Here is a 24,119-nt window from a genome sequence, read left to right as displayed (position 1 = left end):
ATGTCCCGCGCCGACGCCGTCGACGGAGCCGGGCCCGATGCACTGGCCTCCGCCGTCGTCCGCATCCATGACCGTCGAGGCGTCCCGGTCGGCCTCGGCTTCCTGGTGACCGCCGATCGGATACTGACGTGTGCGCACGTGGTGTCCGCCGCGCTCGGCCTCCCTCCGGGAGCCGGGCCGGACGCCGACGCCCGCGTCGACGTCGACCTCCCGCTGCTCGCCAACCCGCTGCTCACCGACCCGCTCGCCGCAGCCGACGGCACAGGCGGTACAGGCGGCACAGGCGGTACGCGCGTTCCCACGACTGTCGAACGGTGGGCGCCCGCCCACCCGCACGGCGCCGGGGACGTGGCCGTGCTGCACCTGTCCGCTCCGCTTCCGGGCGCCCGGCCGATCCGCATGGTGGAGTCCTCCGACGTCTGGGGACACACGGTGCGGGCGTACGGCCTGCCGAGCGGCCGCCCGGGCGGTGTCTGGCACTCCGGGGTACTGAGGGCCCGGCAGGCCAACGGGTGGATCCAGGCCGACCTGGCCGCCAACGGCTACCGGGTCTCCCCGGGGTTCAGCGGCGGCCCGGTGTGGGACGAGCAACTCGACGGTGTCGTCGGCATGATGGCGGTCGCGGAGACCGGCGACCCTCCATCCGGTTACCTGATCCCCGCCGAGGGCCTCGCCTCCGTATGGCCGGAGCTTCGCGAACTGGCGCTGCCGCCGTCACCGTTTCGCAGTCTGCGCCCGCTTCAGGAATCCGACGCCCCGGTCTTCCACGGCCGTCGGGCGGAGACCGCGGAGGTCACCGCCCTGGTCGCCCGGGAACGGTGGACCACCCTCGTCGGCCCCTCCGGTTCGGGCAAGTCCTCCCTCGCGATGGCCGGCGTCATACCCCGCCTGCACGCCCAGGGCATGACCGCCGTGGTGATCCGGCCCAACGCCGGCACCACCCCGCTGTCCGCGCTCGCCGCCGCGCTGTCTCCGCTGCTGGAACCGGATCTGACCGAACTCGGACGCCTCGAACGCCTTCCGGCGCTGGTCGGCCTGCTGCGCGCCCAGGGGCTCGGAGATCTCGCGGCTCTCCTGCTGGCCCGCCTCGGCACCGATCAACTGATCGTCGTGGTCGACCAGTTCGAGGAGATGCTCACCGGAGCCGACCCGGCGGCTGTCGATGAGTTGGCGGCCGTGCTGTTCGGCCCGTCGCTCCCTGGGACCGTGCACGTGCTCACCACGCTCCGGGCCGACTACCTGGAGGCCGCGCTGGCCCATCCGAGTCTTGGCCGGGCCTGCAGCCGACAGGTTTACGCTCTGGGGCCGATGACCGGTGACCAGCTCCGGGAGGTCGTCACCGCACCGGTGGCGGCGATTCCGTCGGTTCGCTACGAGGCCCACCTGGTGGACCGCATCCTGACCGATGCGGGCGGTGAGGCGGGTGCCCTGCCGCTCCTCGGCTTCACCCTCGACCTGCTGTGGAAGCGTCAGGCGGCCGGGGTTCTCAGCCACCGTGCGTACGAGGAGATCGGTCACGTCAGCGGAGCCCTCGGGGAGTACGCCGAGCAGGCCTGGGACAGACATGTCTCCGCCGGGGAGGAGCCGGCCGCCCGCCGGCTCTTCACCCGCCTCGTCCGCGTCCCCCTCGGCGCACCCGGTGCCACCCGCCGGACGGTTCCCCGCCAGGAGCTCGCCGAGGACGAATGGCACATCGCCCAACGTCTGGCCGGCACCCGGCTCCTGGTCATCGATCACAGTGCCGAGGGCGTCGAGACCGTTGAGCTGGCTCACGAGGCCCTGATCACCGCGTGGTCCCGGCTGCGCGACTGGGTCGGCGAGGACCGTGCGTTCCTGGAGTGGCGCGAATCCGTCCGGCACGACCGTCGGCGCTGGGACCACGCCGGCCAACCCGCCGACCTGCTCCCCACCGGGCCCACCCTCGCCACCGCCCGCACCTGGCAGCGCGAGCGCGGTGCCGAGCTGTCCGAAGCCGAACGCAGCTACCTCGAACTCGCCAGGCGGCACCACCGGGCCCGCGGCCGCCGGCGCCGCACCTTCCGGACCGCCCTCGTCGGGGTGATCACCGTCTCCCTCGCCCTGGGCGTCCTGTTCGCCACGGCCCGCCACGATGCCGCGGAGCGCCAGGCCGACTCCGACTCCCGCGCCCTCGTCCAGGCCTCCCAGGACGACATGGCCTACGACCCGGTCCGGGCCGTGATGATGGCCCTCGCCGCGTACCGGACGAAGCCCACGCCGGAGGCCCGGAACCAGCTGATGCGGCAGTACCTCCTCCGGGCCGGCGCGGACTCCCTGTTCTCGGGCCTGTCCGGAACCGGCGGGACGTTCAGCACCAGCCGAGACGGTGACGTCGTCCTCTCCCGCGACGCCATGGCCCACGTCGTCCTGTTCGTCCGCGGCCGGGACGGCACCGTCCACAACTGGCCGGTCCCGGCCCAGTACGCCTTCTACCTGATGGTCTCCCCGGACGGACGCCGAGCCGGATTCGTGGCCGACGACGGGACGGGAGGCTGGTTCGACGTCGACAAGGAGAGCACCGCGCCCATCGGCCAGGTGCACCAACTTCCCCGGGTGGACGGGGTGCTGCAGATCTCCTCGGCTCCTGCCGACGCGACCGCGATGTCACCCGACGGGCGCTACATCGCGGTTCCGACCCGCGACAGCCTGGTCTGGTGGGATCTGAACGCGGGGACGATCGCCGGCCGCGTTCCCGCACCTCAGAACATGGGAAGCGGGCTGTGGTTCGGCTCCGACGGGCATTCCCTGCTCGTGAGGACCAGCAACGGCAGTACCGGACTGGCCTCCGTGGACATGGCCGGCGGCGCCGCGCGGAACGTGGTGGTGCCTGCTGATCACCAAGGGATCCTGCCCTCCGGGGACCGGACCACCGTCGCCGTCGTCCAGACCCACGAATCCGGACAGGGCAGTGGCACGAAGAGCACCGTACGACTGATCCGGGTGTCCGACGGATCCGTGGTGGGGAAACCGTACGAAACCACGGAGACGATCGCCCCGGCGACCGAACTGATCGCGGCGAACGCCGACGGCCACCGGATCGTGATCAACGAAGCCGCCAAACTGACGCTCCTGGACCTCGACCGGGGAAAAGCCGTCGCGTTGGTGGACGAACCGGGCCGCCTGTACGAGCACGCATCCGTTCTCCTCTCCACCGGCGGGAAGGAGTATCTCGCCGGTCAGGGACGGAGCTCCATCTCCTACACCGAGATCCCCGCGGGCGAGGAGGACGCGGCCGCGGCCGACACCGTCCACCTCAGTCGGGACGGCAGAAAGATCACCACCCGCCTGACCGGCGGCACCGACCTCGAACTCCGCGAGCCCGGGCTCGACCTCGGAAGGCTCCTGACCAGAACAGCCCTGCCACAGCCCGCCTGGAAGGGCAAAGGCGACCGCCTCCTGTCCAACCAGGACGACACGCTCATCGCGCTCCGGGACGGCCCGAACACCGTCTCCGTCCGTGATGCCTCCACCCTACGAGCGGTCGCCCGCATCACCGCGGCACCACCACCCCAGGGCGACTCGGCAGCCGAGGACTTCAGCTACTTCTTCGACGGGGCCGACCGCCTGGTGACGGTCTCCGGCACCCGGATCCAGCAGTGGGAGGCCAGAACCGGCCTCCGGTCGGCGCAGTTCGACGCGGCCGCGTTCCATCCCCGGGCCGACAAGCCCGGCACGCCGCAGATGTACGTCGGCCCGTACTGGCAGGAGGGAAAGGTGACCGTGGTCGTGCACGACGACCCCGTGATCCGTGTCGTCGACATCGGCACCGGCCACACCGTCACGTCGCTGAACCCGGGCATCACCGACCTGATCGCGGCCCGGTTCGACGAGAGCGGCCGCTACCTGGCCGTTCTCCGCCGCAACAGCGTCATCGAACTGTGGCGGCTCGACCCCCTGCAGAGGGAGATCGGCCCCCTTCCCACCACCAGCACACCGGGCCAGAACGCGGCCATCACCCGATTCGTCGATGCCCAAGGCCGTTTCATGATCGCGGCCAACAACTCCATCCGGATCTACCAGGTCGGCGGCCAACCTTCCGTGGACTCCTACGACTTCCGCAACGTGACCGACAACAGTCTGCAGGAGCCGCTCACGTTCCTGGACGCCACCAACGACGGAAAGACCTTCCTCATCCGCACCGAGAACGACTACGTCCACCGGATCGTCCTCGACCCCGACGCTTGGCAGCGGAGCCTGTGCCGCATCATCGGCTACCGCTCCTTCACCGCCGACGAACGACGCACCCTGCCGGTCCGGGTACCCGACCGCCCCCTCTGCCTTCCCCCCAAGCCCTGAAGCTGCGGACGGCCCCGGAATCGACGCCGACTGCGCGATGAACTCACAGATCCGGGCTTCCACCCGCAACGGCTGGACGTGATCTCGCGCTTGTCGCCCTCCCGACCACCCGCGCCCTCCCGACCGCCCGCGCCCTCACTCCGGCTGCGGGCGGTGGTTGTGGAACAGGACGGTCCCCTCCACCAGCCCCTTCTCCACCACCGCCGGCGTGGCGCGCAGCCACTGGAGTGCCTCCGCACTGGTCGGGGTATCGGCGACCAGCTTGTAGAAGGACAGGTAGCCCGCCACGCGTTCCAGGAGCACGCTGTTGGGGATCGGGATCGCCGCCCCGAAGGCGTCGAGGGGATCCCGGCCGGCGGCCCGGTAGCTGTCCATCGTGTGGAACTCGCCGGCGAGTCGGCTGCGCTCGGGCGTGAGCCGGTCCGGGGGGATCGTCTTCAGGATCGCGGAGAGTTTCCCCTGGCTCTTGCTGTAGCTGTCACCCATGGCGAGTTTGAGCGCCGCGGCCGCCTCTTCGCCGAACGCGCGCAACTCGGTGGAGATCTTCCGCTGCGCCATCGTCTGCGGCTTCTCCTGGGACTTGAAACGACCGGTGACCGAGTCGAGCGCGTGCTGCATCTCATGGGTCACGGTCGCGGCGAATTCCCGCAGTTCGAGCGGTGAGGCCTGGTCCTTGGGCGGGGTGATCCGCAGCGCGCCGCCCTCTCCTTCGTTGCTGAGCGCGAACAACGCGCGCGCACCCCTGATGTCCGTCTGCTCGTCGATCTCGATGGTGATCGCGGACTCCTCCAAGGCCTTGAACAACTCCCGGTAGGGGACGCTGAATCCGTCACCTTCCTGCTCGCCGGACGCCTGTTGGAGCAGTTCCGCGAAACGGTCCGGCGAGAGGTGCTGCCGTGACCAGTCGGCCTTGGCGTAGGTGATGGCGCGCTGGACGACCGGCTCACCGGGACGGGCGGCCTGCGCGTCCCCCGTCCTCCTCTGGACGGGGGACCGCTGTACCGGTGCGCCCGCCCCGACGACGGCCTGCGGGTGACCGCACCCCGCACCGTGCTGGTGCCTGGACCGCTCGATCACCCGCGAGACCGCGGCGTTGCCGATGCCGCGCTGCAAGGCGAGGACAGTCTGCGCAGACACGCCCCCGAGGCTCAACCCCAGTCCGTCGGCCGCCGGATCGGCCTTGCGCGGCAGGTCGCGGCGCCGCTGCGGCTCCGACGGCTTGCCGGGGTCTTTCGCGTGCATGGGGAACCCCTCCGGAGGCGCGACAGGTGTTCCCTCCGGCATATCCGGCCGGACTGTCGCCGCGCAGCACAACGGACGATCGGGCACCGATCTGTGCTCCAAAGGGCACGCAACGGCCGGGGTCCGCACCCGTGCTGTGCCCGGTGCGTCCCCGGCCCCGCCGGCGTGGTCAAGGAGGAGAACACGCCGGTGTCGAACGGATCAGCTGTTGCCGCCGCTGCTACCGCCGCCGTTGTTGCCGGTACCACCACCGTTGTTACCGCCGCCGTTGTTGCCGCCCCCGTTGTTGTTGCCGCCCCCGTTGTTGCCACCGCCGCCGGTGGTGGGAGGCGGCGAGAGCAGGTTGAGCAGGTCGCCCAGAAGGTTGGGCTTGTAGATGTACGTGTTGCCGCAGTTGTTCGAGAAGCCCGCGTCCTGGCCGACCACGCATGCGATGCCGACGTCTCCGCCACGCCTGTCCGTGCCACCATGGCCGCCGGAGCCGGCGACGGCCCAGCTCGCGTCCGCAAGAACGAGAGCACTGGCAGCAGCTGCAACGACAGCGAATTTCTTGATCATCTCTCCACCTCTTGGTTGGTGACTTCGCTTCATGCTGCGGAATCCACGCATGCCACCACCGCACGGCAGGGCGGTTAAATCGTAAAACTCGATAATATTTCACCCAATTCACCCAGGGTTGACGGGCCGTCACCGCAGGGCAGTCGGCTCACCGGACCCCGATCAGGCTACGAAGCCGACCCACCGCCCGGCCGACTCCCCAACCCCTAACTCCCCGACTCAGAAACCCGCCGTGTCGAGTTCGAGGCTCAGCGGAGGCGGTAGCTGCAGGGGGGTGCCGAAGGGGTGCGGTCCTTCCACCCGGGTGTAGCCGAGCCGGCCCGGCTGGGAGAGCAGCGTGCAGGTGCGTTCCTGCCGGTCGACCAGGAGGTACACGGGCGCGCCGAACTGCGAGTAGCGCCGGCGCTTGGCGGTCCTGTCGGTTTCACCGTTCGACGGTGATGTCACTTCGACGACGAGCACGGTCTGGTCCGGGAGGAGCGCTCCCTCCGTCTTCGCCAGCTCGGCGGGCACGACGGCCAGATCCGGCACGTAGAAGTTCTCCGTGCCGGGCAGGTCGAGGTTCCCGGAGCCGGCACGGAGGTCGAGCTCGCGCATGCGAGGGCCGATCTGCTCACGGATCAGGTCGACAGCACTCTCGTGGGCCCAGGACGGTGACACCGGGGTGATGACTCCCTCTACGATCTCGACACGGTCACCCGCAATATGCCGAATTGCATACTTCAGGGCCTGCTCCGGATTCGGCACCTGGCTGTAGTCACCTGGGCCGGCGTGCGCTGTACTCACGTGCTGCTCTCCTGTCCGGGATCTCAACCCGCAGAACGGACCAGTGACAGTCTGACGTGTCCGCCCCTGGGCGCCACGACATGACGTCACGATGCGCCGGCGTGACACCGGCGGCGGCCGGCGGCCGTGTTCAGGGGGCCGCGAACAGCCGGGGGAAGCCCGGGGCCAGCCACGGCCGGCGTCCCCACGCGAGCACCTTGCCCCGGGCGAGGGCGCCGGTGGCGGTGTAGCGGCCCAGCGCGATGAGGAAGAACGCCACCGGGCCGGTGAGGATCGTGCAGTCCGGGCGGCGCGGCGGCTCCTGGCTCACCACGGCGGCACCGTCCGTGAAGGTCACCGCGAACCCGCCCAGGCCGCGCACCCGCAGCCGGTAGCAGGCGCTGTGGCCGGCCGCGGCGCGCGCGTCCAGCACCCGTGGCATCGCCATCTGCAGGAAGGGCATCGTCAGCCCGACGCGGTGCCGGTCGAGCGGGTGCGGCCGCCCGAGCGCGATGGCGATGTCGTAGAGGTGGCCCAGCATGTGGGTCAGCAGGTAGGCGCCGAGGGTGTCCAGGTCCATCGGGCCGAGCGGGGTCAGCACCGGCTCGGTGCCGCCGCGCGCGCCGGCCGCCGCCGTGAACTCCCTTGCCTGCCGGGCGATCACCCCGGCGAGCACGGTCAGGTCCCGCTCCGGCCGCCTGGCCAGCGAGGCCGCGTTCGCGGCGGCCAGCGACCCCGGACTGCCGTCCCCGTACGGCCGTTCCTCGCCGGCGGCCAGTGCGGCCATCAGCTCGTTGGCCATCGCCAGGTGGGCGGCGGCCTCGCCGACCGTCCACTCGGCGCCGGGTATCGGGGTGTCGCCGCGGCCGCCGGCGAGCAGGGCGACGGCCTCGTCGCCGACGGCGGTGACGGCCTCGAAAAGCGCGGTGCGCGCGGCACCGGGGACGTGCTCGGGGAGCGGGAGGGTCATGGTGGTGAAGACTGACCGACCCCGGCACCGCTGTCCAGACCCGCGACACGGTCCGGTCCGGCCCCCGACCACCGCGGCCCGCCTGGACGACGGGAGCCGGTCAGCCCGCTATCGGGCCCCGCAGACCCCTACACGCGGCTGAACCCGTGGCTGCGCTCCACCTTCGCCACGTGCAGCGTGTAGTTCTGGTACCACTCGGCCTGCCCACGCTTCTGCGCCGCGCGGTGCTCGACGTTGCTCCGCCACTGCGTGAGGGCGTCGGCGTCGCGGAAGTACCCGACGGTGATGCCCAGGCCGCCAGGGGTCTGGGCGTGGTCCATCCCCAGGTATCCGGGGACGTCCTTCACCAGGTCTTCCATGCGTGCGCTGGTCTCGCTGTAACCGCTCTGGTCCTGGGTTCGCACTGTCGTGAAGACGGCCAGGTAGTAGGGGGGTTCGTAGGCCTCGACGGGCGCGACAGGTGCTTCGGGGTGATCGCTCATGGCGCCACCGTAAGGCGGGATGCACCGAACGATCCAGCCCTTTCCTGAACGGCTGATGCGCATGGCGTCCTCGTCCCGGTGTCAGCTCCCGGAGGCGGAGGCGGCGGGGGCGAAGGCGAGGGCGGTGTTGTGGCCGCCGAATCCGGCCGAGGTGCTCAGTGCGAGGTGGAGGCGCTGGCGGCGGGGGTCGTCGTGGACCAGGTCGATCGTGCCGGTTTCCCGGTCGGGGACGGCGAACCCCGCGGTGGCGGGGACGAGTTGGTGCTGCACGGTGAGCACCGTCAGGGCGGCTTCGATGGCGCCGGCGGCGCCCATCGTGTGGCCGAGCACGCCCTTGGCGGAGGTGACGGACGGGGGGCGCCGGGCGAAGAGCCGGCCGACCAGGCGGGCTTCCGCGGAGTCGTTGAGCGGGGTGCTCGTGCCGTGGGCGTTGACGTGGTCGACGTCGTCGGGGCCGGCGCCGGCCTCGGCGAGGGCCAGCCGGGCGGCCGCTTCGAGCCCGCGGGCTTCCGGGTGCGGTGCGACGGGGTGGTAGGCGTCGGTGGCGGTTCCGGTGCCGACCAGCAGGGCTCTGGGCGTGGCCTGCCGCGACGCCGCGTCCGACCGGCGTTCCAGGACGAGGAAGCCCGCTCCCTCGCCGATGACGAAGCCGTCGCGGTCCGCGTCGAACGGGCGGGAGGCGCGGGCGGGGTCCGTGTTGCGGGAGAGCGCCTTCATCCGGGCGAATCCGGCGACGCAGACCGGAGTGATCATGGCGTCGGTGCCGCCGGCCAGGGCGATGTCGCAGGCTCCGGTGTGGAGCAGCAGGGCCGCGGTGTGGATGGCGGCGGCCCCGGAGGCGCAGGCGGTGGCGGTGTGCAGCACCGGGCCCGTCGCGCCGAGCTCGATGGCGAGTTGAGCTGCTGCCATGTTCGGCAGGAAGGCGGGAAGCGCCAGTGCGGACACGGCGGAGGGGCCCAGGGTGCGGAGTCGTTCCGCCGCGTGTTCGTAGCTGCCCACTCCTCCGGCGGCGGAGCCGAGGACCAGCGCGACCCGGGCGCCGTCCCAGCGCGCGGGTTCGAGGCCCGCGTCGGCGACGGCCTCCCGCGCGGCGGCGATGGCGAAGCGGGTGGCGCGGTCCAGCCGCCAGGGCTGGCGGCCGCCGACCAGCGCGGCGGAGTCGCCGGGGACCCGGCAGGAGAGGACGACGGGGAGCCCGGCGAGCGCCGGGTCGGGTGCGGCCGTGCTGCGGGCGTCGAGGACGCCTCGCCAGGTCGACTCCGCCCCGTGACCGGCCGGGGTGACCAGGCCGATCCCGGTGACGGCGAGCGGTGGGCGGGCCGCACTCATGCGGCTGGGCCGGGCGGCTGCTCGGGGTGAACGGGGTGGACGGACGGATCAGGCGCGACGGACGCGACGGGCCGGACGGGCTGCGCGAGCAGAGCGTGGATGCGGCCGACGAGTTGGCCCACCGTCACGTCGGCGGCGGAGTCGAGGTCGTCGTCCAGGGCGACGCCCCAGTGTTCCTGGAGGGTGACGACGAGTTCGATCCGGGCGAGGGAGTCGAGGTCGAGCTCGTCGAGGGCGGCGTCGTCGCCGATCGTGTCGGAGGGGGTGTCGAACTTCTCGGTGAGCAGGGTGACCAGGTGCTCGCGGACGGGGTTCACGGTGGGCTGACCTCCTCGTGGTCGTGGTCGTGGTCGGGGGCGGGGTCGTGATCGCGGTCATGGTCGTGGCACGGGGGCCGGGGTTCCGGGGCGGCCGTCCGTACGGGTGCGTCCGGCCACAGCAGGGTGGCGGAGGCCCAGGTGAGACCGCCGCCGAAGGCGGTGAGCAGGGTCGGGGCGCCCGGGCGGCAGGCCCCTCGGGCGGCGGCGTCGGCGAGGGCGAGCGGTACGGAGGCGCCCGCCGTGTTGCCGACGTCGCGGATGTTGCCGAAGCGGTGCCGCGGCGGGATGCCGAGGCGGTCGGCGACGGCGTCCAGGATCCGCTGGTTGGCCTGGTGCCCGATGAAGGCCTGGACCTCGCGGGCCTGCCAGCCGGTCGCGGCCAGGGCGGCCCCGGCGGAGGCGGCCATGCGGCGTACGGCGTGGGCGTAGACCTGGCGCCCGCGCATCCGGAAGTAGCGGTCGCCGCGCCCGGGGGCTTCGGTGGCGGGGAGTCGAGAGCCGCCGGCGGCCACGGTGATCAGGTCGCTCTCGCCGCCGTCGCTGCCCCAGTCGGTCTCCAGCAGGGCCCCGGGTTCGGTGGTGTCCCCGGGGCGGAGTACCACCGCGGCGGCGGCGTCGCCGAAGAGCGGTGCGGTGTCCCGGTCGAAGGGGTCGACGATGGCCGAGTACTTCTCGGCCGCGACCACCAGGGGGGTTCGGCAGGCGCCGCTGCGGAGCAGGGCGGAGGCCGTGGCCAGGCCGTAGAGGAAGCCCGAGCAGACGGCTGCGAGGTCGAACGCGGGGACCGGTCCGAGGCCGAGGCGGTGGGCGACCTCCGGTGCGGTGGCCGGGCAGGGGCGGTCCGGCGTGGTGGTGGCCAGCAGGAGCAGGTCCGGGCGCAGGCCCGGGGAGCCGGTGGAGTCGATCGCGGCGCGCGCGGCGGCCGTGGCCAGGTCCCCGGTGCTGACGCCGGGTCCGGCCAGGCGCCGGCGGTGGATGCCGGTCCGGCCGGTGATCCACTCGTCGGTGGTGTCCAGGCCGCCCCGGGCGATGATCTGGGTGTTGGTCACCTCCTGGGGCGGGAGGCTGGAGCCGAGGCCGGCGATCACCGCCGTGGCGCGGTGGCCGGGGGCGGAGGGTGGGGAGGTCATGCCGCGGCGAACGGGGAGGGCGGCTTGGGGGTGCCCGCAAGACCGCCGTCGGGGACCGAGAGGCCGCCGTCCAGGGCGATCGCCTGCCCGGTGAGGAAGGCGGAGGCGGGCGAGGCCAGGAACAGCGCCGCCGCGGCGACCTCCTCCAGTTCGGCCCAGCGCCCCATGGGCACGTGGGCCAGCAGCCAGTCGGTGAGCGCGGCATTGGTGTGGACGGCGGCCGTCATGTCGGTGCGCACCCACCCGGGGCACAGCGCGTTGACCCGGATCCCGCTGCGGGCCCAGCCGACCGCGAGGCTGCGGGCGAGGGAGACCTGGGCGGCCTTGGTCGCGGCGTAGACCTCCATCATGGGCGTGCCGACCAGACCCGCGACCGAGGACATCAGCACCAGGCTGGCGCCGTCCGACTGCGCCAGGTACGGGTGGGCGTGCCGGCAGATCGCGGCGGTGGCGTTGAGGTTGACCGCGACCACCTCGTCCCAGACGTGCTGCGGGAGGTGCTGCAGCGGTGCGAGGAGTGTGCTGCCGTCGGGGTTGGTGGGCAGGATGCCGGCGTTGTGGACGACGATGTCGAGACCGCCCAGGGCCTGGGCGGCCTGGTCGACGATGGCGGCCTGCCCGGTGTCGGCGAGGTCCCCGGGTACCAGGACGGGGGTGCCACCGTAGCGGGCCACCTGGTCGGCGGTGTGCTTCAGCGCGGGCCCGGTGCGGGCGGAGAGGGCGAGCCGGGCCCCGGCCTGGGCGAGCGCGACGGCGACGGCCTGGCCGATGCCGCGCGAGGAGCCGGTCACCAGTGCGCGGCGGCCGTCGAGGCGGAAGCGGTTGAGGATGGTCATGGGGGTGTTCCTCCGGTTCCGGCGGGGCGTCAGTCGGTGGTGTTCCGGGCGGTGCCGTCCTGGACGGCGGTGTCCCGGGCGGGGGAGTTCAGGACGGGGGTGTCCTGGGCGCTGCTGGACCGGACGGGCGCGCGCAGGGAGCGGGCGCCCGTCCAGGTGAGCAGGGCGCTGCCCCAGGTCAGGCCGGCGCCGAAGACGCAGACGAGCACGCGGGCCCGGTCGGCCAGCAGGCCGCGGGCGGCGGCGTCGGCCAGCGCGAAGGGGGCGGAGGCCGCGCCGATGTTGCCCGTCAGGTCTCCGGTGATGTGCAGGCGTTCGGCCGGGATGCCGATCCGGTCCGCGACGGCGCGCAGGAGCAGCGGGTTGGGCTGGTGGGTGATGAAGGCGTCGATGTCCTTGAGGTCGAGGCCGTGGTCGGTGAGGGCCTGGTCGACGAGGCGGGGGAAGATCTCGGTGATGAAGTCGCGCACGACCCGGCCGTCCATGTGGATGTGGTGCAGCCCGGCGTTCAGGCTCTCGGGGCCGGCGGGTATCCGGCTGCCGCCAGCGGGGATCAGCACGTGGTGCGCGCCGCGGCCGTCCGAACCGAGGCGGAAGCCGTGGAAGCCGGCGTCGTCGTCGACGGGGCCCAGGACGGCTGCGGCGGCGCCGTCGGCGAAGAGGACGGCGGTGGCTCGGTGGGCGGGGTCGACGAACTTCGAGTAGGCCTCGACGCCGACGACCGCCGCGTACCGGGCGCCGGGGGTCGTGGCCAGCCAGGCGTGCGCGACCTTGGCCGCGAACAGCCAGCCGGAGCAGGCCGCGCTGACGTCGAGTGCGACGGCGTTGCCGGCGCCGGTGAGGGCCTGGATGCGGCAGGCGGTGGCCGGCCCGAGTTCGTCGGGCGTGGAGGTCGCCGCAACGACGAGGTCGAGCCGCTCCGGCGGGATACCGGCGGCCTCGCAGGCGGCCAGTACGGCGGCCGCTGCCAGGTCCGAGGCGGCCTCGTCGGGTGCGGCCCGATGCCGTTCGAGCACGCCGGTGCGCTCGGTGATCCAGGTGGCCGAGACACCGGCGGGAGGGCCGACCTCGTGGTTGCCGCGGACCTCTGCGGGCAGGTACGTGCCCATGCCCAGGACGCCGGTCATGGGGGGCTTCCTTCGGTTCACGACGTGCTCCCGGTGCGATCGGAGGAGCCGGTGGAGGAGCCGGTGGAGAAACTGGTGGAGGAACTGGCGGGGGCGCCGGCGGAGGCACCATGGGCGGCCAGGAGCGCGGCGGCGTAGTCGGGCTCGTCGAGGGCGGTACGGGCGAGGCCGGCCCCGGGGTCGAGGGCGGCCACGATGTCCGGCAGGGCCTGACGCAGTCGGTCGCACAGGGCGTCCATGGCGGCGGGCAGGGCGCGGACGGCCGAGGGGGTGAGCACGCCGGTCGCCAGCAGGGGGCCGGCCAGGCACCGGGCCTGGCGCAGGCCGTCGAGCGCGGCGAGGTCGGCCGCCTGCGGAACGGGCCACCCGCGCCCGTGCGCGGCGCTCCCCTCCACCGCGGCCTCGGCCGCGAGCCGGCGGGCCTGGACGTCCCCCAGCTCCAGGGCGTCCTCCAGCAGTGGGTTCCACAGGTCCAGGTCGCGGTGGAGCGAACGGTGGGGCGAGCGGCGCAGCGCCTCGGTACGGGCCGAAGCCGCGGCGGCGAGGTCGTCGGCGAGCCGGTCCTGCAGCGCGGTGACGACCGCGGGCCACCACGCCGCGTCGGTCGGACCGGACGGGAACCGGCCCTGGTCTGACGGGAACCGGCCCGGACCGGCCGACCGCCGGTCAGGGCGTGCCCGCTCCTCGGCGAGGGCGCGGCCGGCGTCGAGCAGGATGAGGGTGTTGTCCCCGCCGGCGTTGTCGAAGGCGCGGGCGAAGCCGAGGTAGCCCGGCAGCCGGTTGTGGTCGAAGAGGCCCGACACCCCGCAGCGGTGCTGGAGGGAGTCGACGAGGTCCGCCACGGCCCGGGTGCTGTGCGCCTTGTAGAGGGCGAGCGAGCGGTCGACCGCGGCCCAGGGGGAGAAGGTCATCGCCGTGCCCGGCCCGTCGGAGGGCCTTGCGGCGCGCAGCCCCGCCCACGTGGACAGGGCCGCCCGGGCGGTGCAGCGCAGGGAGAAGGCGGCGGCCAGCGCTCCGACGACGGCGTGCTGCTGGGTGCGGTACTCCAGGACCGGGCTCCCGGGCGCCAGCCGGCCGTGCGAGCGGCGGCCCGCGCTGAACCGCCAGGCCATCGCCGCGCTGCGGCCCGCCAGGCCCGCCATCGCGGACGGCAGGGTGGCCCACAGCCCCTGGCCGCAGCTCAGGGTCCGCTGGAGGCGGGCGTCGGCGCTGGGCTGCGGGTCGTGCAGCACGCCCGTGGCGTCGATCCCGGCCCCGTCCGCCAGCCAGCGGTCGTACGGGATTCGGGCGCCGTGGAACCGGACGAGGCCGTAGGGCAGCGGGAGCGCGCCCACCGGGAGCGGGCCGGAGACGGACACTCCCGGTGCCGGGCGGCCGTCGGCCCCGGTGATGTCGACGAGGAAGGAGAACACTCCCCCGTCCCGGGCGCCCGTCAGCAGCCGTGCGCAGACCACCGCCTGCTGGGGCAGGCCGAGCGCCGCGACGGAGGAGAACTTCGCGGCCCGGTGGTCCGGGGTGTGCAGCGTGAACGCGCGGCGGGCCGGGTCGAACCGGGCCTCGGTGCGGATCCCGAGGTGGCTGCCGGCGTCGCCGATCTCGGTGACCAGGAAGGAGCCCTTGGTGCGTGCGTGCGCGAGGGCGCCGTCCGGGTCCGCGGCCTTGCCGCCCAGGAGGACCAGCGAGCCGACGCACAGGGTGTAGTGGGAGAGGAAGGTCTGATAGAGCGATGGATCCGCCAGCGCCGTCGCCTCGCTGAGCGCGGCCAGCAGGTCCGCGTCGGCGACCACCTCGGCCGCCGGCGGCAGCGAGGCCGCCAGGCGGGCCAGCCGCCGGTGCGCGCTGACGTCCGTGCGCAGGGCTGCCGCCCCGTGTTCGGCCCGGTGGTCCGCGAGGAGCTGTCCGAACTCCGCGGCCCGCCGGGGAGGGAGCAGCGTCGAGAGGCGGGTCAGGACGTCGATCGCGTCGGCCTCCTCGCCGGGCCTCCGTTCGGTGTTCATGCGTCCCCCCGTGCGGCCGTCGTGGTCGGGTGGTGGTGGTGCGACGTGCCCTCCCCCGGCGCGGCGGGAGGCGGGCAGGAGCGCGGGGGCTCCAGCGGCGCCTGGGGCGGAAGCGGCGTCTGGGGGCCGGTCGGCCACGGGCCGTCGGCGACCGGCGCGAGCGCGTCCTGCCGCGGGTCGATCCTGCGCACGCTGTTCGTCAGCGTGCTGCCGGTGCCCGCCTCGACGACCAGCGAGGCGTCCGCCAGGGCCGCGCCGAACACCGCGGGCAGGTCGAAGGGCCTGACCAGGCAGGCGGACAGCCCGCTCGGCAGATCGCTGTCCGCGCGGTAGAGCCGGCCGGCCACCGCCGAGTACACCGGTCGGCGCGGCGGGGACAGGCGCAGCCGTCGGGCGAAGTGCGCGAACGCACCGGCCTCGTGGACGAGAGCCGGGTGGTGGCTCATGAACGGGAGCCGCAGCCGCTGCGCCCCCACGCCGTGCGCCGTCGCCGACCGTTCGACGACGGCGAGCCCGTCGAGCGGGCCGGAGACCACCGTCTCCCCGCCGTGGTTGACACAGGCCACCACCACGCCCGTGCCCGGCCCGGCCGCCGCGAGCAGTCGGCGGGCTGTGGCCGGGCCCGCGCCCAGCAGTGTCATGCCGCCGCCGTGGCCGGTCAGCAACTGCCCGAGCCGGCAGGCCAGCCGGGCCCCGTCGGCGACCGAGCAGCATCCGGCCGCGGTCAGCGCGGGGATCTCGCCGAAGCTGACCGCCAGGAGGCGGTGCGCCCGGCAGCCGTCGGCTTCGAGTGCGCGGTGCACCGCCAGGGACACACCGAACAGCGCGAGTTGTACGGTCCCGGGCGGCTCGGCGGCCAGCGCGCCGGCGCTGAGCGGGGAGCCGCCGGTCAGTCGGGAGCTGCCACCCGAACGGGAGCCACCTGTCAGACGGGGGCCGATCGGCGCCACCCCGAACTCGGCGGCGACCACGTCGGCCTCCTCGAAGACCTCGGCGACCGCGCGTGCCAGCGACCCGACGCGGGGAAGCGTCCGCAACAGCGGAGTCAGACTGAAATCCCCCTGCCCGGGGAACATGTGAACGAACTTTCCGGTGGCCGTGGGACTCTGCGGACGCTGCGGGCCGGACATCACGGATTCCGCCTCCACCCTGGGGCACGTTCGAAGGAAACGCCCCGACATCACCGATGGTGGAGTCTGCGGCCGCCCTCGCGGACGCTTTTCGACGGCCGGCCCGTCAAGCTTTTCCGGGCGTCAACTTTCAAGGAATTACAACGAGTTGGGAATCCCATTCGGGTATCCCGGCGGCACCGCGAGCGGATAGCATGGCGGGATGTGCGCAGCGCGACCGCGTACCGCGGAGGCCGGACCGGGCCGCCGTGAGCGCGGCGTCGACGACCCGCCGGGAGAGACATGGCCGTCCGCCGTGTGCCGAACGCCCGCCTTCGCGAACTCCTCAAAGAAGCCCGATGGACCGGAGAGCAACTGGCCCGGGCCGTCAATCAGATCGGCGCCGAATCCGGATGGGCCCGGGCCTACGGGCGCGCCTCGGTGCACCAGTGGCTCACCGGAGCTGTTCCCCGCAAGCCCGCCCCCCACCTCGTCTGCGCGGCGCTGGGTCGTCGGCTCCGACGGCCCGTCACCCTGGCCGACGCCGGATTCGGTGACCCGCCGCCGGACACCCCGACGCCGGATTCCCCGGCGGTGCTCGCGCGGCGCGCGGCGGGGGGCGCCCCCCCCCCGCGACTCGGCCAGCGCCTTGACGTTGGCGGGCCCGTGCCGCTCCAGGCGGTCGAGCAGCAGGTAGGCGGCCCGGTCCAGCGCGCCGAGACCGCCGCCGGTGGTCCGGACCTGGTCCATCCGACGGGCGAACACCGCCAGCTGGTACTGGAGTCGGGCGTGCACGGGGTCGGTGCGGTCGGTGGCCTGGGGCGAGGTCGTCGTCATCGCGGCTCACGATCGTCGTGCGGTGAGGGAGGCTCAGAAGCAGCAGCGTACGCGGGCGGAGCGGGCCCGGGAACAGCCCCGACATCCCGGATTGCCGGTGTCGACCACCGTAGGCTGGCGTTATGCACAACTGGCCGGTCACCCTCGACGACGTCCGCGGCGCCCAGAAGATGCTCGCCGGAATCGCCCGGGTGACGCCGATGGAGGGCAGCCGGTACCTGTCCGGGCTGATCGGCGCGCCGGTCCACCTGAAGTGCGAGAACCTCCAGCGCACCGGTTCGTTCAAGCTGCGCGGCGCGTACGTGCGGATCGCCGGGCTCTCGCCGGTGCAGCGGGCCGGCGGGGTGGTGGCGGCGAGCGCGGGCAACCACGCGCAGGGGGTGGCGCTGGCGGCCGCGCTGCTGGGGGTGCACTCGACCGTGTTCATGCCGGTCGCGGCGCCGCTGCCCAAGGTCGCGGCGACCCGGGAGTACGGCGCGCAGGTGCGGTTGCACGGCGCCACGGTGGACGAGGCGTTGCAGGCCGCGCAGCGGTACTCGGAGGCGACCGGCGCGGTGTTCATCCACCCCTTCGACCACTGGGACGTGGTCACCGGCCAGGCCACCGTCGGACTGGAGATCCTGGAGCAGTGCCCCGAGGTGCGGACCATCCTGGTCGGGGTGGGCGGCGGCGGCCTGCTGGCCGGGATCGCGGCGGCGGTCAAGCCGCTGCGGCCGGACGTCCGGGTGGTGGGGGTGCAGGCGGCGGGCGCGGCCGCGTACCCGCCCTCGCTGGCGGCCGGGCGGCCGGTGTCACTGGAGCACTACGCCACGATGGCCGACGGGATCATGGTCGGCCGGCCCGGGGACATCCCGTTCGAGGTGATCAACTCGCTGGCGGACGGCGTCCGGACGGTCTCCGAGGACGCGCTGTCGCGGGCCCTGCTGCTCGGCCTGGAGCGGTTGAAACTGGTGGTCGAACCGGCCGGGGCGGCCCCGATCGCGGCGCTGCTGGAGCAGCCGGACTCCTTCGAGGGGCCGGTGGTGGCCGTGCTGTCCGGCGGCAACATCGACCCGCAGCTGATGCAGCGGGTGCTGCGGCACGGGCTGGCGGCGGCCGGCCGGTACCTGTCGCTGCGGGTGCGGTTGGCGGACAAGCCGGGCTCGCTGGCCGACCTGCTGGGGGTGCTGACCAGGCTGGACGCCAACGTGCTGGACGTCGCGCACGTGCGGATCGACCCGCGGCTGGGGCTGACCGAGGTCGAGGTGGACCTGCACCTGGAGACCAAGGGGCCGGAGCACTGTGCGGCCGTGGTCGGCGAGCTGCGGGACGCGGGGTACGTCGTTTCCAGCTGAGTTCGGAAGGCGCCTCAGGCGCTTGGGGGGCCGGGTGTCTCGGGCGCCGGACGGTGCGGGGCGGGCGTCGGTGGATCTCGGTGGATGTCAGTGGTCCCTGTCACGATGGCGGAGCCCTGTGCCTTGACGCGATATATCGCGTGCTGCCAGACTCGCGATACATCGCGTTCTGTGTTCTGGTAGGCGAAAACCGAGTCGCCCGCATGCCCGAAAAAGGGGCAGAGTGTGACAGATCGCCCATATTCGTCCGAGGAGATGAGGCAGGCCATGGCGCCAGCCATCCAAGCCGAGAACCTGGTCAAGACCTTCGGCGACGTACGAGCCCTGGACGGCGTCAGCCTCGACGTCCCCGAGGGCACGGTGCTCGGGCTGCTCGGCCCGAACGGCGCCGGCAAGACCACCACCGTGCGGGTCCTCACCACCCTGCTGCGCCCCGACTCGGGCCGCGCGGTGGTCGCTGGCGTCGACGTGCTCAAGCACCCCAACAAGGTCCGCAGCCTGATCGGCCTGTCCGGCCAGTACGCGGCGGTCGACGAGTACCTCACCGGCTTCGAGAACCTCCAGATGGTCGGCGAGCTCTACCAGATGAGCGCCCGTCAGGCGAAGGTGAGGGCGCTGGAGCTGCTGGAGTGGTTCAACCTCACCGAGGCCAAGGACCGCACCGCCAAGACCTACTCCGGCGGCATGCGCCGCCGCCTCGACCTCGCCGCCGCGCTGGTCGTCCGGCCGCCGGTGATGTTCCTCGACGAGCCGACCACCGGCCTCGACCCGCGCAACCGGCTCGCGCTCTGGGAGGTCATCGAGACCCTGGTCGAGCAGGGCACCACGCTGCTGCTCACCACCCAGTACCTGGAGGAGGCCGACCGGCTGGCGCACGACATCGCCGTCGTCGACCACGGCCGGGTGATCGCCCGCGGCACCGCCGACCAGCTCAAGGCCCAGATCGGCGGCGAGCGGATAGAGGTCGTGGTGCACGAGCCGGGCCTGGTCGCCGACGCGGTCGCGGCGCTGTCCGGGTACGCGCTGGGCGAGCCGGCGGTGGAGAAGAACACCCGCCGGATCACCGTGCCGGTCAGCGGCGGCGCCCGGGTGCTCGCCGACGTCATCCGCGAACTCGACGCCCGCGGCATCGAGATCGACGACATCGGCCTGCGCCGCCCGACCCTGGACGACGTGTTCCTCACCCTCACCGGCCACGTCGCCGAGACGGTGGAGGAGGAGAACGGCTCCGGCGGCCGCGGCCGGGGCGGCCGGAGCAAGGGCGGGCCGCCCGCCGAGGGGCCGCCCGCCGAGGGGCCGTCCGCCGAGGGGCCGGACGGCTCCGACGGCCAGGGACCGGACAAGCAGGCCGTCGCGGCCGGAACGGAGCGCTGAGATGAGCACCGCCACCGAGCACGCCATCGGCGAGGCGATGCCCAGGCAGCGCCGCGGCATCGCCGCCACCCTGCACGACTCCTGGGTGGTCGCCAAGCGCAACCTGCGCCGGATGACCAGGATCCCCGAGATCGTGGTCTTCGGGCTGATGCAGCCGGTCATGTTCGTGCTGCTGTTCTCGTACGTGATGGGCGGGGCGATCAAGATCCCCGGGGCGAGCTCCAGCTCCGACTCGTACATCCAGTTCCTGATGGCCGGCATCTTCGCCCAGACCGTCACCTTCGCCGTCGCCGGCGCCTCCGCCGGGATCGCGGAGGACATGACCAAGGGCCTGGTGGACCGCTTCCGCTCGCTGCCGATGGCCCGCTCGGCGGTGCTGGTCGGCCGCACCCTCGCCGACCTGTGCCAGACCGCGTTCACCGTGATCGTGCTGGCCCTGGTCGCGCTGCTGGTCGGCTGGCGGATCCACGACGGCGTGCTCAACGCGCTCGGCGCCTTCGGCCTGCTGCTCCTGCTCGGCTACGCGTTCTCCTGGATCGGCGCGCTGATCGGCCTCTCGGTGCGCAGCCCCGAGGCGGCCACCTCGGCCGGCCTGATCTGGCTGTTCCCGCTGACCTTCGTCTCCAACGCCTTCGTGCCGGTCAGCTCGATGCCGGGCTGGCTGCAGACGGTCGCGTACTGGAACCCGTTCAGCGCCACCGTGCAGGCCTGCCGAGACCTGTTCGGCAACCAGGTCGGCCCGGTGGACGCCACCTGGCCGATGCAGCACGCCGCGCTGGTGTCGGTGCTGTGGTCGGTGCTGATCACCGCGGTGTTCTCCTGGCTGTCGGTGCGCAAGTACCGCTCGGCCGTGGGCTGAACCGCGCCCGGTACGCCGCGAGGGCGGCCGCAGAGTCCCTGGACTCCGCGGCCGCCCTCGTCGGTCGGTCAGGTCTGGTCAGGCCAGATCAGACCGGATCAGGCTTGGTCAGCCGGCGTGCGGCACGACCTTGACGATCTTCACCATGGCGGGCTTGCCGTTCGGCAGCTCGTAGGTCGCCTCGTCGCCGATCTGCTTGCCGTCGATCGCGCGGCCCAGCGGCGACTGCGGCGAGTAGACGTCCATGGTGTCGGAGCCGGCGACCTCGCGCGAGGCGAGCAGGAACTCCATGGTGTCGTCCTCGTCGCCGTCGAAGGCGACCGTGACGACCATGCCCGGGGCCACCACACCCGAGTCGGCCGGCGCCTCGCCGACCTTGGCACGCTCCAGCAGCTGGGTCAGCTGGCGGATGCGCAGCTCGTACTTGCCCTGCTCCTCCTTGGCCGCGTGATAGCCGGCGTTCTCCTTGAGGTCCCCCTCCTCGCGCGCCGCCTCGATCTTCTGGGCGATCTCGATGCGCCAGGGCCCGGTCAGGTGATCCAGCTCGGCCTTCAGCTGGTCGTAGCCGGCCTGAGTGAGCCAGGTCACGTTCTCACTGGTCTGGGTCACGGGTGCTCCTCGTAGGTGCTGGGGCTGTGCTGCGGGTGTGAGTCGTCAGCAGGGTTGGTGGTGATATCGGTCGTAACTACAAAGCAACGCCCGCTCCCGTACCATCCGGTGCGGAAGGGGCGAAACCACGAGCCTAACAAGTCCTGCCGACAAGCAGAAGGGTCGTTTGCGCGCCATTGACGTCGGCGTTGCGCCACGGTGTACAGCGAATGCGCCACGGTGTACGGCGGTGGTGCGTGCCGGGCCGGGTGCGGGACTTCCTACGGATGCCCGTTCTCCCGATCGGTTATGCGCCGGTGTCCGGCAGAGTACCGGTGGTGCCCGGCAGAGTACCGGTGAGCGGGGCGCGGTGCCGGTGCGACTCGGCGGGCGGGCCGCCTGCGCAGGCGGCCGGACGGACTCCTTCGCGCTTCTTCGCAGGCCTACTTCTTCGCCGGCGTGCAGCCCAGCAGTTCGGCGGTGGTGCCGCGGGCGGTGGTCCGCAGCGTGACCACGGCGTCGTAGCTGGAGCCGTCGGCCGGCACCGGGAAGTCGGCCACCCCGACCACCGAGCCGTCCGACCCCTGCGAGCGGACCGTGCAGCTGCCGGCCGTCCCGCCGCTCTTGCGCACCGCCAGGTGCAGCTCGACCTCGGAGTCCGAGACCGCCTGGAAGGTCGGCACCGAGCCGTTGATCGTGGTCTCGCGCAGCAGGTAGGAGCCGCCCAGCCAGGCCACCAGGCCCAGGCCCAGCACGCCGCAGACCGCGCCGGCCACCTTCAGGCGGCGGTCCGAATCGCGGTCGCCGCGCCGGCCGTAGCGCCCCTCGGGCAGCTGCGGGGTGGTGGTGCTCGCGTTCATCGGACCCAGTCCTCTCCTGACGGGAGGGGCCGCGCGGGTGGTGCGGGGGAATGCGACGCTCCTCCAGTCCGTCACTATAGGAGGGGCACGCCCGCGGCCGGTCCGGCGGGGGCGGGGCTCGACCGGGCCGGGGTACGTCCGCGGCCGGTCCCGCGGCGACGCGGCCCCGACGTGAGCGGCTCGTACGGTGGGCGGACCGGACTTCGCGGAACGCCCGATATGTGGAAGGAACGCAAGGCGTTGACTGAGCAGTTGCGACTGATGGCGGTGCACGCCCACCCGGACGACGAGTCCAGCAAGGGCGCGGCCACCATGGCCATGTACGTCGAGCAGGGAGTGGACGTGCTCGTGGCCACCTGCACCGGGGGCGAACGCGGGTCGGTTCTCAACCCCAAGCTCCAGGGGGACCCGTACATCGAGGAGAACATCCACGAGGTGCGCCGCAAGGAGATGGACGAGGCCCGGGCGATCCTGGGCGTCAAGCAGGCCTGGCTCGGCTTCGTCGACTCCGGCCTGCCCGAGGGCGACCCGCTGCCCCCGCTGCCCGAGGGCTGCTTCGCCCTGGAGGACGTGAAGGAGGCGGCCGAACCGCTGGTCCGGCTGATCCGGGAGTTCAAGCCGCAGGTCATCACGACCTACGACGAGAACGGCGGCTACCCGCACCCCGACCACATCATGACCCACAAGATCACCATGCTGGCCTTCGACGCCGCCGGCGACCCGGACGCCTACCCGGGGGCCGGCGAGCCCTGGCAGCCGCTGAAGGTCTACTACAACCACGGCTTCCCGATGGGCCGCATCCGCGCCCTGCACCAGTACCTCACCGAGCACGGCCACGACTCGCCATACGGCGAGTGGATCGCGGGCTGGGAGAAGAGCGGCCGCCAGGAGCGCGAGATCACCACCCGGGTGAGCTGCGGCGACTGGTTCGAGACCCGCGACCGCGCCCTGATCGCCCACGCCACCCAGATCGACCCCGACGGGCCGTGGTTCCGCGTCCCGCTGGACGTCCAGCGCGAGGTCTGGCCCACCGAGGACTACGAACTCGCCCGTACCCTGATCGACGTGGACCTGCCGGAGGACGACCTGTTCGCCGGCCTGCGCACCCCCACCCTGGCCGTCGAGGCCGCCGACACGCGCGACTGAACCACCCCCCGATGGCCCGGCGCCCCGTGAGCGGGGCCACCATAGAGATATGAGCGCCCCCGTGAACCTCGTCAACCTCGCCGCCGACCTCGCCGTCGACGACGCCAAGGTCACCCCCGGACTCCTCGGCTTCGTCGTCTTCGCCGCCCTCGGCGTGGCCACCTGGTTCCTGGCCAAGTCCATGAACCGGCAGTTCAAGAAGGTCGACTTCGCGGAGGAGCCGGAAGCCCCCAAGGAGTAGCGCGCGGGCGCGCGCGGGGCCCGGCTCGCCGCAGCCGGCGTCCCGGTGCCCGGCCCCCGATGCGCGAGGATGGGGGGCATGCCGAACCGTCTCGCGGACGCGACCTCGCCGTACCTGCTGCAGCATGCCGAGAACCCGGTCGACTGGTGGCCCTGGGGGCCGGAGGCGTTCGCGGAGGCGGAGCGCCGCGGGGTGCCGGTGCTGCTGAGTGTGGGGTACGCCGCCTGTCACTGGTGTCATGTGATGGCCCACGAGAGCTTCGAGGATGCCGGGGTCGCCGGTTACCTGAACGAGCGGTTCGTCGCCGTCAAGGTGGACCGGGAGGAGCGGCCCGACGTCGACGCCGTCTACATGGAGGCCGTGCAGGCCGCCACCGGGCAGGGCGGCTGGCCGATGACGGTGTTCCTCACGCCCGACAAGGAGCCGTTCTACTTCGGCACCTACTTCCCGCCCGAGCCCCGGCACGGGATGCCGTCCTTCCGGCAGGTGCTGGAAGGCGTCGACGCCGCCTGGCGGGGCCGGCGGCAGGAGGTCGCGGAGGTCGCCGGGCGGATCCGGGCCGACCTCGCCGAGCGTGCCGCCGTCTACTCGGCCGGTGCCCACCACCCGCCCGCCGGCGCCGACCTGCACCAGGCGCTGGTCACCCTCAGCCGGGAGTGGGACCGCCCGCCCCCCGGGGTGCGGGGGGGGGCCCCCCCGCC

The 24,119-nt window shown here is 73.0% G+C and carries 22 protein-coding genes; 7 read left to right on the top strand and 15 right to left on the bottom strand.

All coding sequences use genetic code 11. The annotated features are described in order from the left end of the window. Nucleotides 1-4,314, top strand: coding sequence for a trypsin-like peptidase domain-containing protein (locus ACFV6I_RS07425; RefSeq protein WP_380423857.1), 4,314 nt, complete (start codon nt 1-3; stop codon nt 4,312-4,314). A gap of 135 nt (nt 4,315-4,449) precedes the next feature. Here ACFV6I_RS07425 and ACFV6I_RS07420 read toward each other — a convergent pair whose 3' ends face one another. From ACFV6I_RS07420 to ACFV6I_RS07360, 13 genes are all read right to left on the bottom strand, one after another. Beyond that, nucleotides 4,450-5,556, bottom strand: coding sequence for a hypothetical protein (locus tag ACFV6I_RS07420; RefSeq protein WP_380423856.1), 1,107 nt, complete (start codon nt 5,554-5,556; stop codon nt 4,450-4,452). Between the two features lie 201 nt (nt 5,557-5,757). Beyond that, nucleotides 5,758-6,114: a hypothetical protein gene (locus ACFV6I_RS07415; protein ID WP_380423855.1), complete on the bottom strand. Its 357-nt coding sequence runs from the start codon at nt 6,112-6,114 to the stop codon at nt 5,758-5,760. A gap of 219 nt (nt 6,115-6,333) precedes the next feature. Further along, the gene (locus ACFV6I_RS07410; protein WP_063352015.1) at nt 6,334-6,900 is read right to left on the bottom strand and encodes a Uma2 family endonuclease; all 567 of its coding nucleotides are present in this window, start codon (nt 6,898-6,900) and stop codon (nt 6,334-6,336) included. A gap of 130 nt (nt 6,901-7,030) precedes the next feature. Further along, on the bottom strand, nt 7,031-7,849 hold the full coding sequence (locus ACFV6I_RS07405; RefSeq protein ID WP_380423854.1) for a maleylpyruvate isomerase family mycothiol-dependent enzyme: 819 nt from the start codon (nt 7,847-7,849) through the stop codon (nt 7,031-7,033). Nucleotides 7,850-7,977: 128 nt separating this feature from the next. Further along, on the bottom strand, nt 7,978-8,331 hold the full coding sequence (locus ACFV6I_RS07400) for an antibiotic biosynthesis monooxygenase family protein (protein WP_380423853.1): 354 nt from the start codon (nt 8,329-8,331) through the stop codon (nt 7,978-7,980). 81 nt (nt 8,332-8,412) lie between these two features. Next, complete coding sequence (locus ACFV6I_RS07395) at nt 8,413-9,660, bottom strand: beta-ketoacyl-[acyl-carrier-protein] synthase family protein (protein ID WP_380423852.1); 1,248 nt, start codon at nt 9,658-9,660, stop codon at nt 8,413-8,415. Next, nucleotides 9,657-9,977, bottom strand: a complete 321-nt coding sequence (locus ACFV6I_RS07390) for an acyl carrier protein (protein ID WP_380423851.1) — start codon at nt 9,975-9,977, stop codon at nt 9,657-9,659. The genes ACFV6I_RS07395 and ACFV6I_RS07390 overlap by 4 nt, the downstream gene beginning before the upstream one ends. Next, nucleotides 9,974-11,110, bottom strand: a complete 1,137-nt coding sequence (locus ACFV6I_RS07385) for a beta-ketoacyl-ACP synthase 3 (protein ID WP_380423850.1) — start codon at nt 11,108-11,110, stop codon at nt 9,974-9,976. Before ACFV6I_RS07385 ends, ACFV6I_RS07390 begins: the two co-directional genes overlap by 4 nt. Continuing rightward, nucleotides 11,107-11,946 (bottom strand): SDR family NAD(P)-dependent oxidoreductase, encoded by an 840-nt coding sequence (locus tag ACFV6I_RS07380; RefSeq protein WP_363630894.1) that lies wholly within the window; start codon nt 11,944-11,946, stop codon nt 11,107-11,109. Before ACFV6I_RS07380 ends, ACFV6I_RS07385 begins: the two co-directional genes overlap by 4 nt. 29 nt (nt 11,947-11,975) lie before the next feature. Then, entirely contained in the window at nt 11,976-13,073 is a 1,098-nt protein-coding gene (locus ACFV6I_RS07375; RefSeq protein ID WP_380423849.1) for a 3-oxoacyl-ACP synthase III family protein, read from the bottom strand. A gap of 17 nt (nt 13,074-13,090) precedes the next feature. After that, a complete protein-coding gene (locus ACFV6I_RS07370) occupies nt 13,091-15,070 on the bottom strand; it encodes a hypothetical protein (RefSeq protein ID WP_380423848.1) in 1,980 nt (659 codons plus the stop codon). Further along, on the bottom strand, nt 15,067-16,107 hold the full coding sequence (locus tag ACFV6I_RS07365) for an acyltransferase domain-containing protein (protein WP_380423847.1): 1,041 nt from the start codon (nt 16,105-16,107) through the stop codon (nt 15,067-15,069). Before ACFV6I_RS07365 ends, ACFV6I_RS07370 begins: the two co-directional genes overlap by 4 nt. Before the next feature lie 231 nt (nt 16,108-16,338). Further along, a complete protein-coding gene (locus ACFV6I_RS07360) occupies nt 16,339-17,016 on the bottom strand; it encodes a hypothetical protein (protein WP_380423846.1) in 678 nt (225 codons plus the stop codon). A 122-nt stretch (nt 17,017-17,138) separates the two neighbouring features. Between ACFV6I_RS07360 and ilvA the strand changes: the two genes are divergently transcribed. From ilvA to ACFV6I_RS07345, 3 genes are all read left to right on the top strand, one after another. Beyond that, nucleotides 17,139-18,350, top strand: coding sequence for a threonine ammonia-lyase (gene ilvA, locus ACFV6I_RS07355; RefSeq protein ID WP_063348014.1), 1,212 nt, complete (start codon nt 17,139-17,141; stop codon nt 18,348-18,350). A gap of 267 nt (nt 18,351-18,617) precedes the next feature. Beyond that, the gene (locus ACFV6I_RS07350; protein WP_380423845.1) at nt 18,618-19,724 is read left to right on the top strand and encodes an ATP-binding cassette domain-containing protein; all 1,107 of its coding nucleotides are present in this window, start codon (nt 18,618-18,620) and stop codon (nt 19,722-19,724) included. A 1-nt stretch (nt 19,725) separates the two neighbouring features. After that, complete coding sequence (locus tag ACFV6I_RS07345; RefSeq protein ID WP_063348013.1) at nt 19,726-20,583, top strand: ABC transporter permease; 858 nt, start codon at nt 19,726-19,728, stop codon at nt 20,581-20,583. A gap of 108 nt (nt 20,584-20,691) precedes the next feature. On the opposite strand, the gene greA is transcribed toward ACFV6I_RS07345, so the two are convergent. Together greA and ACFV6I_RS07335 are read right to left on the bottom strand one after the other, a co-directional pair. Next, complete coding sequence (gene greA / locus ACFV6I_RS07340) at nt 20,692-21,192, bottom strand: transcription elongation factor GreA (RefSeq protein WP_063348012.1); 501 nt, start codon at nt 21,190-21,192, stop codon at nt 20,692-20,694. Nucleotides 21,193-21,614: 422 nt separating this feature from the next. Continuing rightward, entirely contained in the window at nt 21,615-22,031 is a 417-nt protein-coding gene (locus tag ACFV6I_RS07335) for a DUF4307 domain-containing protein (protein ID WP_363372422.1), read from the bottom strand. Between the two features lie 240 nt (nt 22,032-22,271). Between ACFV6I_RS07335 and mca the strand changes: the two genes are divergently transcribed. From mca to ACFV6I_RS07320, 3 genes are all read left to right on the top strand, one after another. Further along, nucleotides 22,272-23,177 (top strand): mycothiol conjugate amidase Mca, encoded by a 906-nt coding sequence (gene mca, locus ACFV6I_RS07330; RefSeq protein WP_380423844.1) that lies wholly within the window; start codon nt 22,272-22,274, stop codon nt 23,175-23,177. 49 nt (nt 23,178-23,226) lie between these two features. Further along, complete coding sequence (locus ACFV6I_RS07325) at nt 23,227-23,418, top strand: hypothetical protein (RefSeq protein ID WP_063348010.1); 192 nt, start codon at nt 23,227-23,229, stop codon at nt 23,416-23,418. A gap of 78 nt (nt 23,419-23,496) precedes the next feature. Next, on the top strand, nt 23,497-24,119 hold a 623-nt coding region (locus tag ACFV6I_RS07320; protein WP_380423843.1), incomplete at its 3' end, for a thioredoxin domain-containing protein.

Source organism: Kitasatospora sp. NPDC059803, assembly GCF_042732255.1.
Classification (GTDB): domain Bacteria; phylum Actinomycetota; class Actinomycetes; order Streptomycetales; family Streptomycetaceae; genus Kitasatospora.
This window is presented reverse-complemented; position numbering and strand designations above follow the sequence as displayed.

What these genes read in the sequence shown, in the direction of transcription:
- ACFV6I_RS07425 (WP_380423857.1), top strand. Translation starts at nt 1, where the DNA reads ATGTCCCGCGCCGACGCCGTCGACGGAGCCGGGCCCGATGCACTGGCC.
- ACFV6I_RS07420 (WP_380423856.1), bottom strand. Translation starts at nt 5,556, where the DNA reads ATGCACGCGAAAGACCCCGGCAAGCCGTCGGAGCCGCAGCGGCGCCGC.
- ACFV6I_RS07415 (WP_380423855.1), bottom strand. Translation starts at nt 6,114, where the DNA reads ATGATCAAGAAATTCGCTGTCGTTGCAGCTGCTGCCAGTGCTCTCGTT.
- ACFV6I_RS07405 (WP_380423854.1), bottom strand. Translation starts at nt 7,849, where the DNA reads ATGACCCTCCCGCTCCCCGAGCACGTCCCCGGTGCCGCGCGCACCGCG.
- ACFV6I_RS07400 (WP_380423853.1), bottom strand. Translation starts at nt 8,331, where the DNA reads ATGAGCGATCACCCCGAAGCACCTGTCGCGCCCGTCGAGGCCTACGAA.
- ACFV6I_RS07395 (WP_380423852.1), bottom strand. Translation starts at nt 9,660, where the DNA reads ATGAGTGCGGCCCGCCCACCGCTCGCCGTCACCGGGATCGGCCTGGTC.
- ACFV6I_RS07385 (WP_380423850.1), bottom strand. Translation starts at nt 11,110, where the DNA reads ATGACCTCCCCACCCTCCGCCCCCGGCCACCGCGCCACGGCGGTGATC.
- ACFV6I_RS07380 (WP_363630894.1), bottom strand. Translation starts at nt 11,946, where the DNA reads ATGACCATCCTCAACCGCTTCCGCCTCGACGGCCGCCGCGCACTGGTG.
- ACFV6I_RS07375 (WP_380423849.1), bottom strand. Translation starts at nt 13,073, where the DNA reads ATGACCGGCGTCCTGGGCATGGGCACGTACCTGCCCGCAGAGGTCCGC.
- ACFV6I_RS07370 (WP_380423848.1), bottom strand. Translation starts at nt 15,070, where the DNA reads ATGAACACCGAACGGAGGCCCGGCGAGGAGGCCGACGCGATCGACGTC.
- ACFV6I_RS07360 (WP_380423846.1), bottom strand. Translation starts at nt 17,016, where the DNA reads ATGACGACGACCTCGCCCCAGGCCACCGACCGCACCGACCCCGTGCAC.
- ilvA (WP_063348014.1), top strand. Translation starts at nt 17,139, where the DNA reads ATGCACAACTGGCCGGTCACCCTCGACGACGTCCGCGGCGCCCAGAAG.
- ACFV6I_RS07350 (WP_380423845.1), top strand. Translation starts at nt 18,618, where the DNA reads ATGGCGCCAGCCATCCAAGCCGAGAACCTGGTCAAGACCTTCGGCGAC.
- ACFV6I_RS07345 (WP_063348013.1), top strand. Translation starts at nt 19,726, where the DNA reads ATGAGCACCGCCACCGAGCACGCCATCGGCGAGGCGATGCCCAGGCAG.
- ACFV6I_RS07335 (WP_363372422.1), bottom strand. Translation starts at nt 22,031, where the DNA reads ATGAACGCGAGCACCACCACCCCGCAGCTGCCCGAGGGGCGCTACGGC.
- ACFV6I_RS07325 (WP_063348010.1), top strand. Translation starts at nt 23,227, where the DNA reads ATGAGCGCCCCCGTGAACCTCGTCAACCTCGCCGCCGACCTCGCCGTC.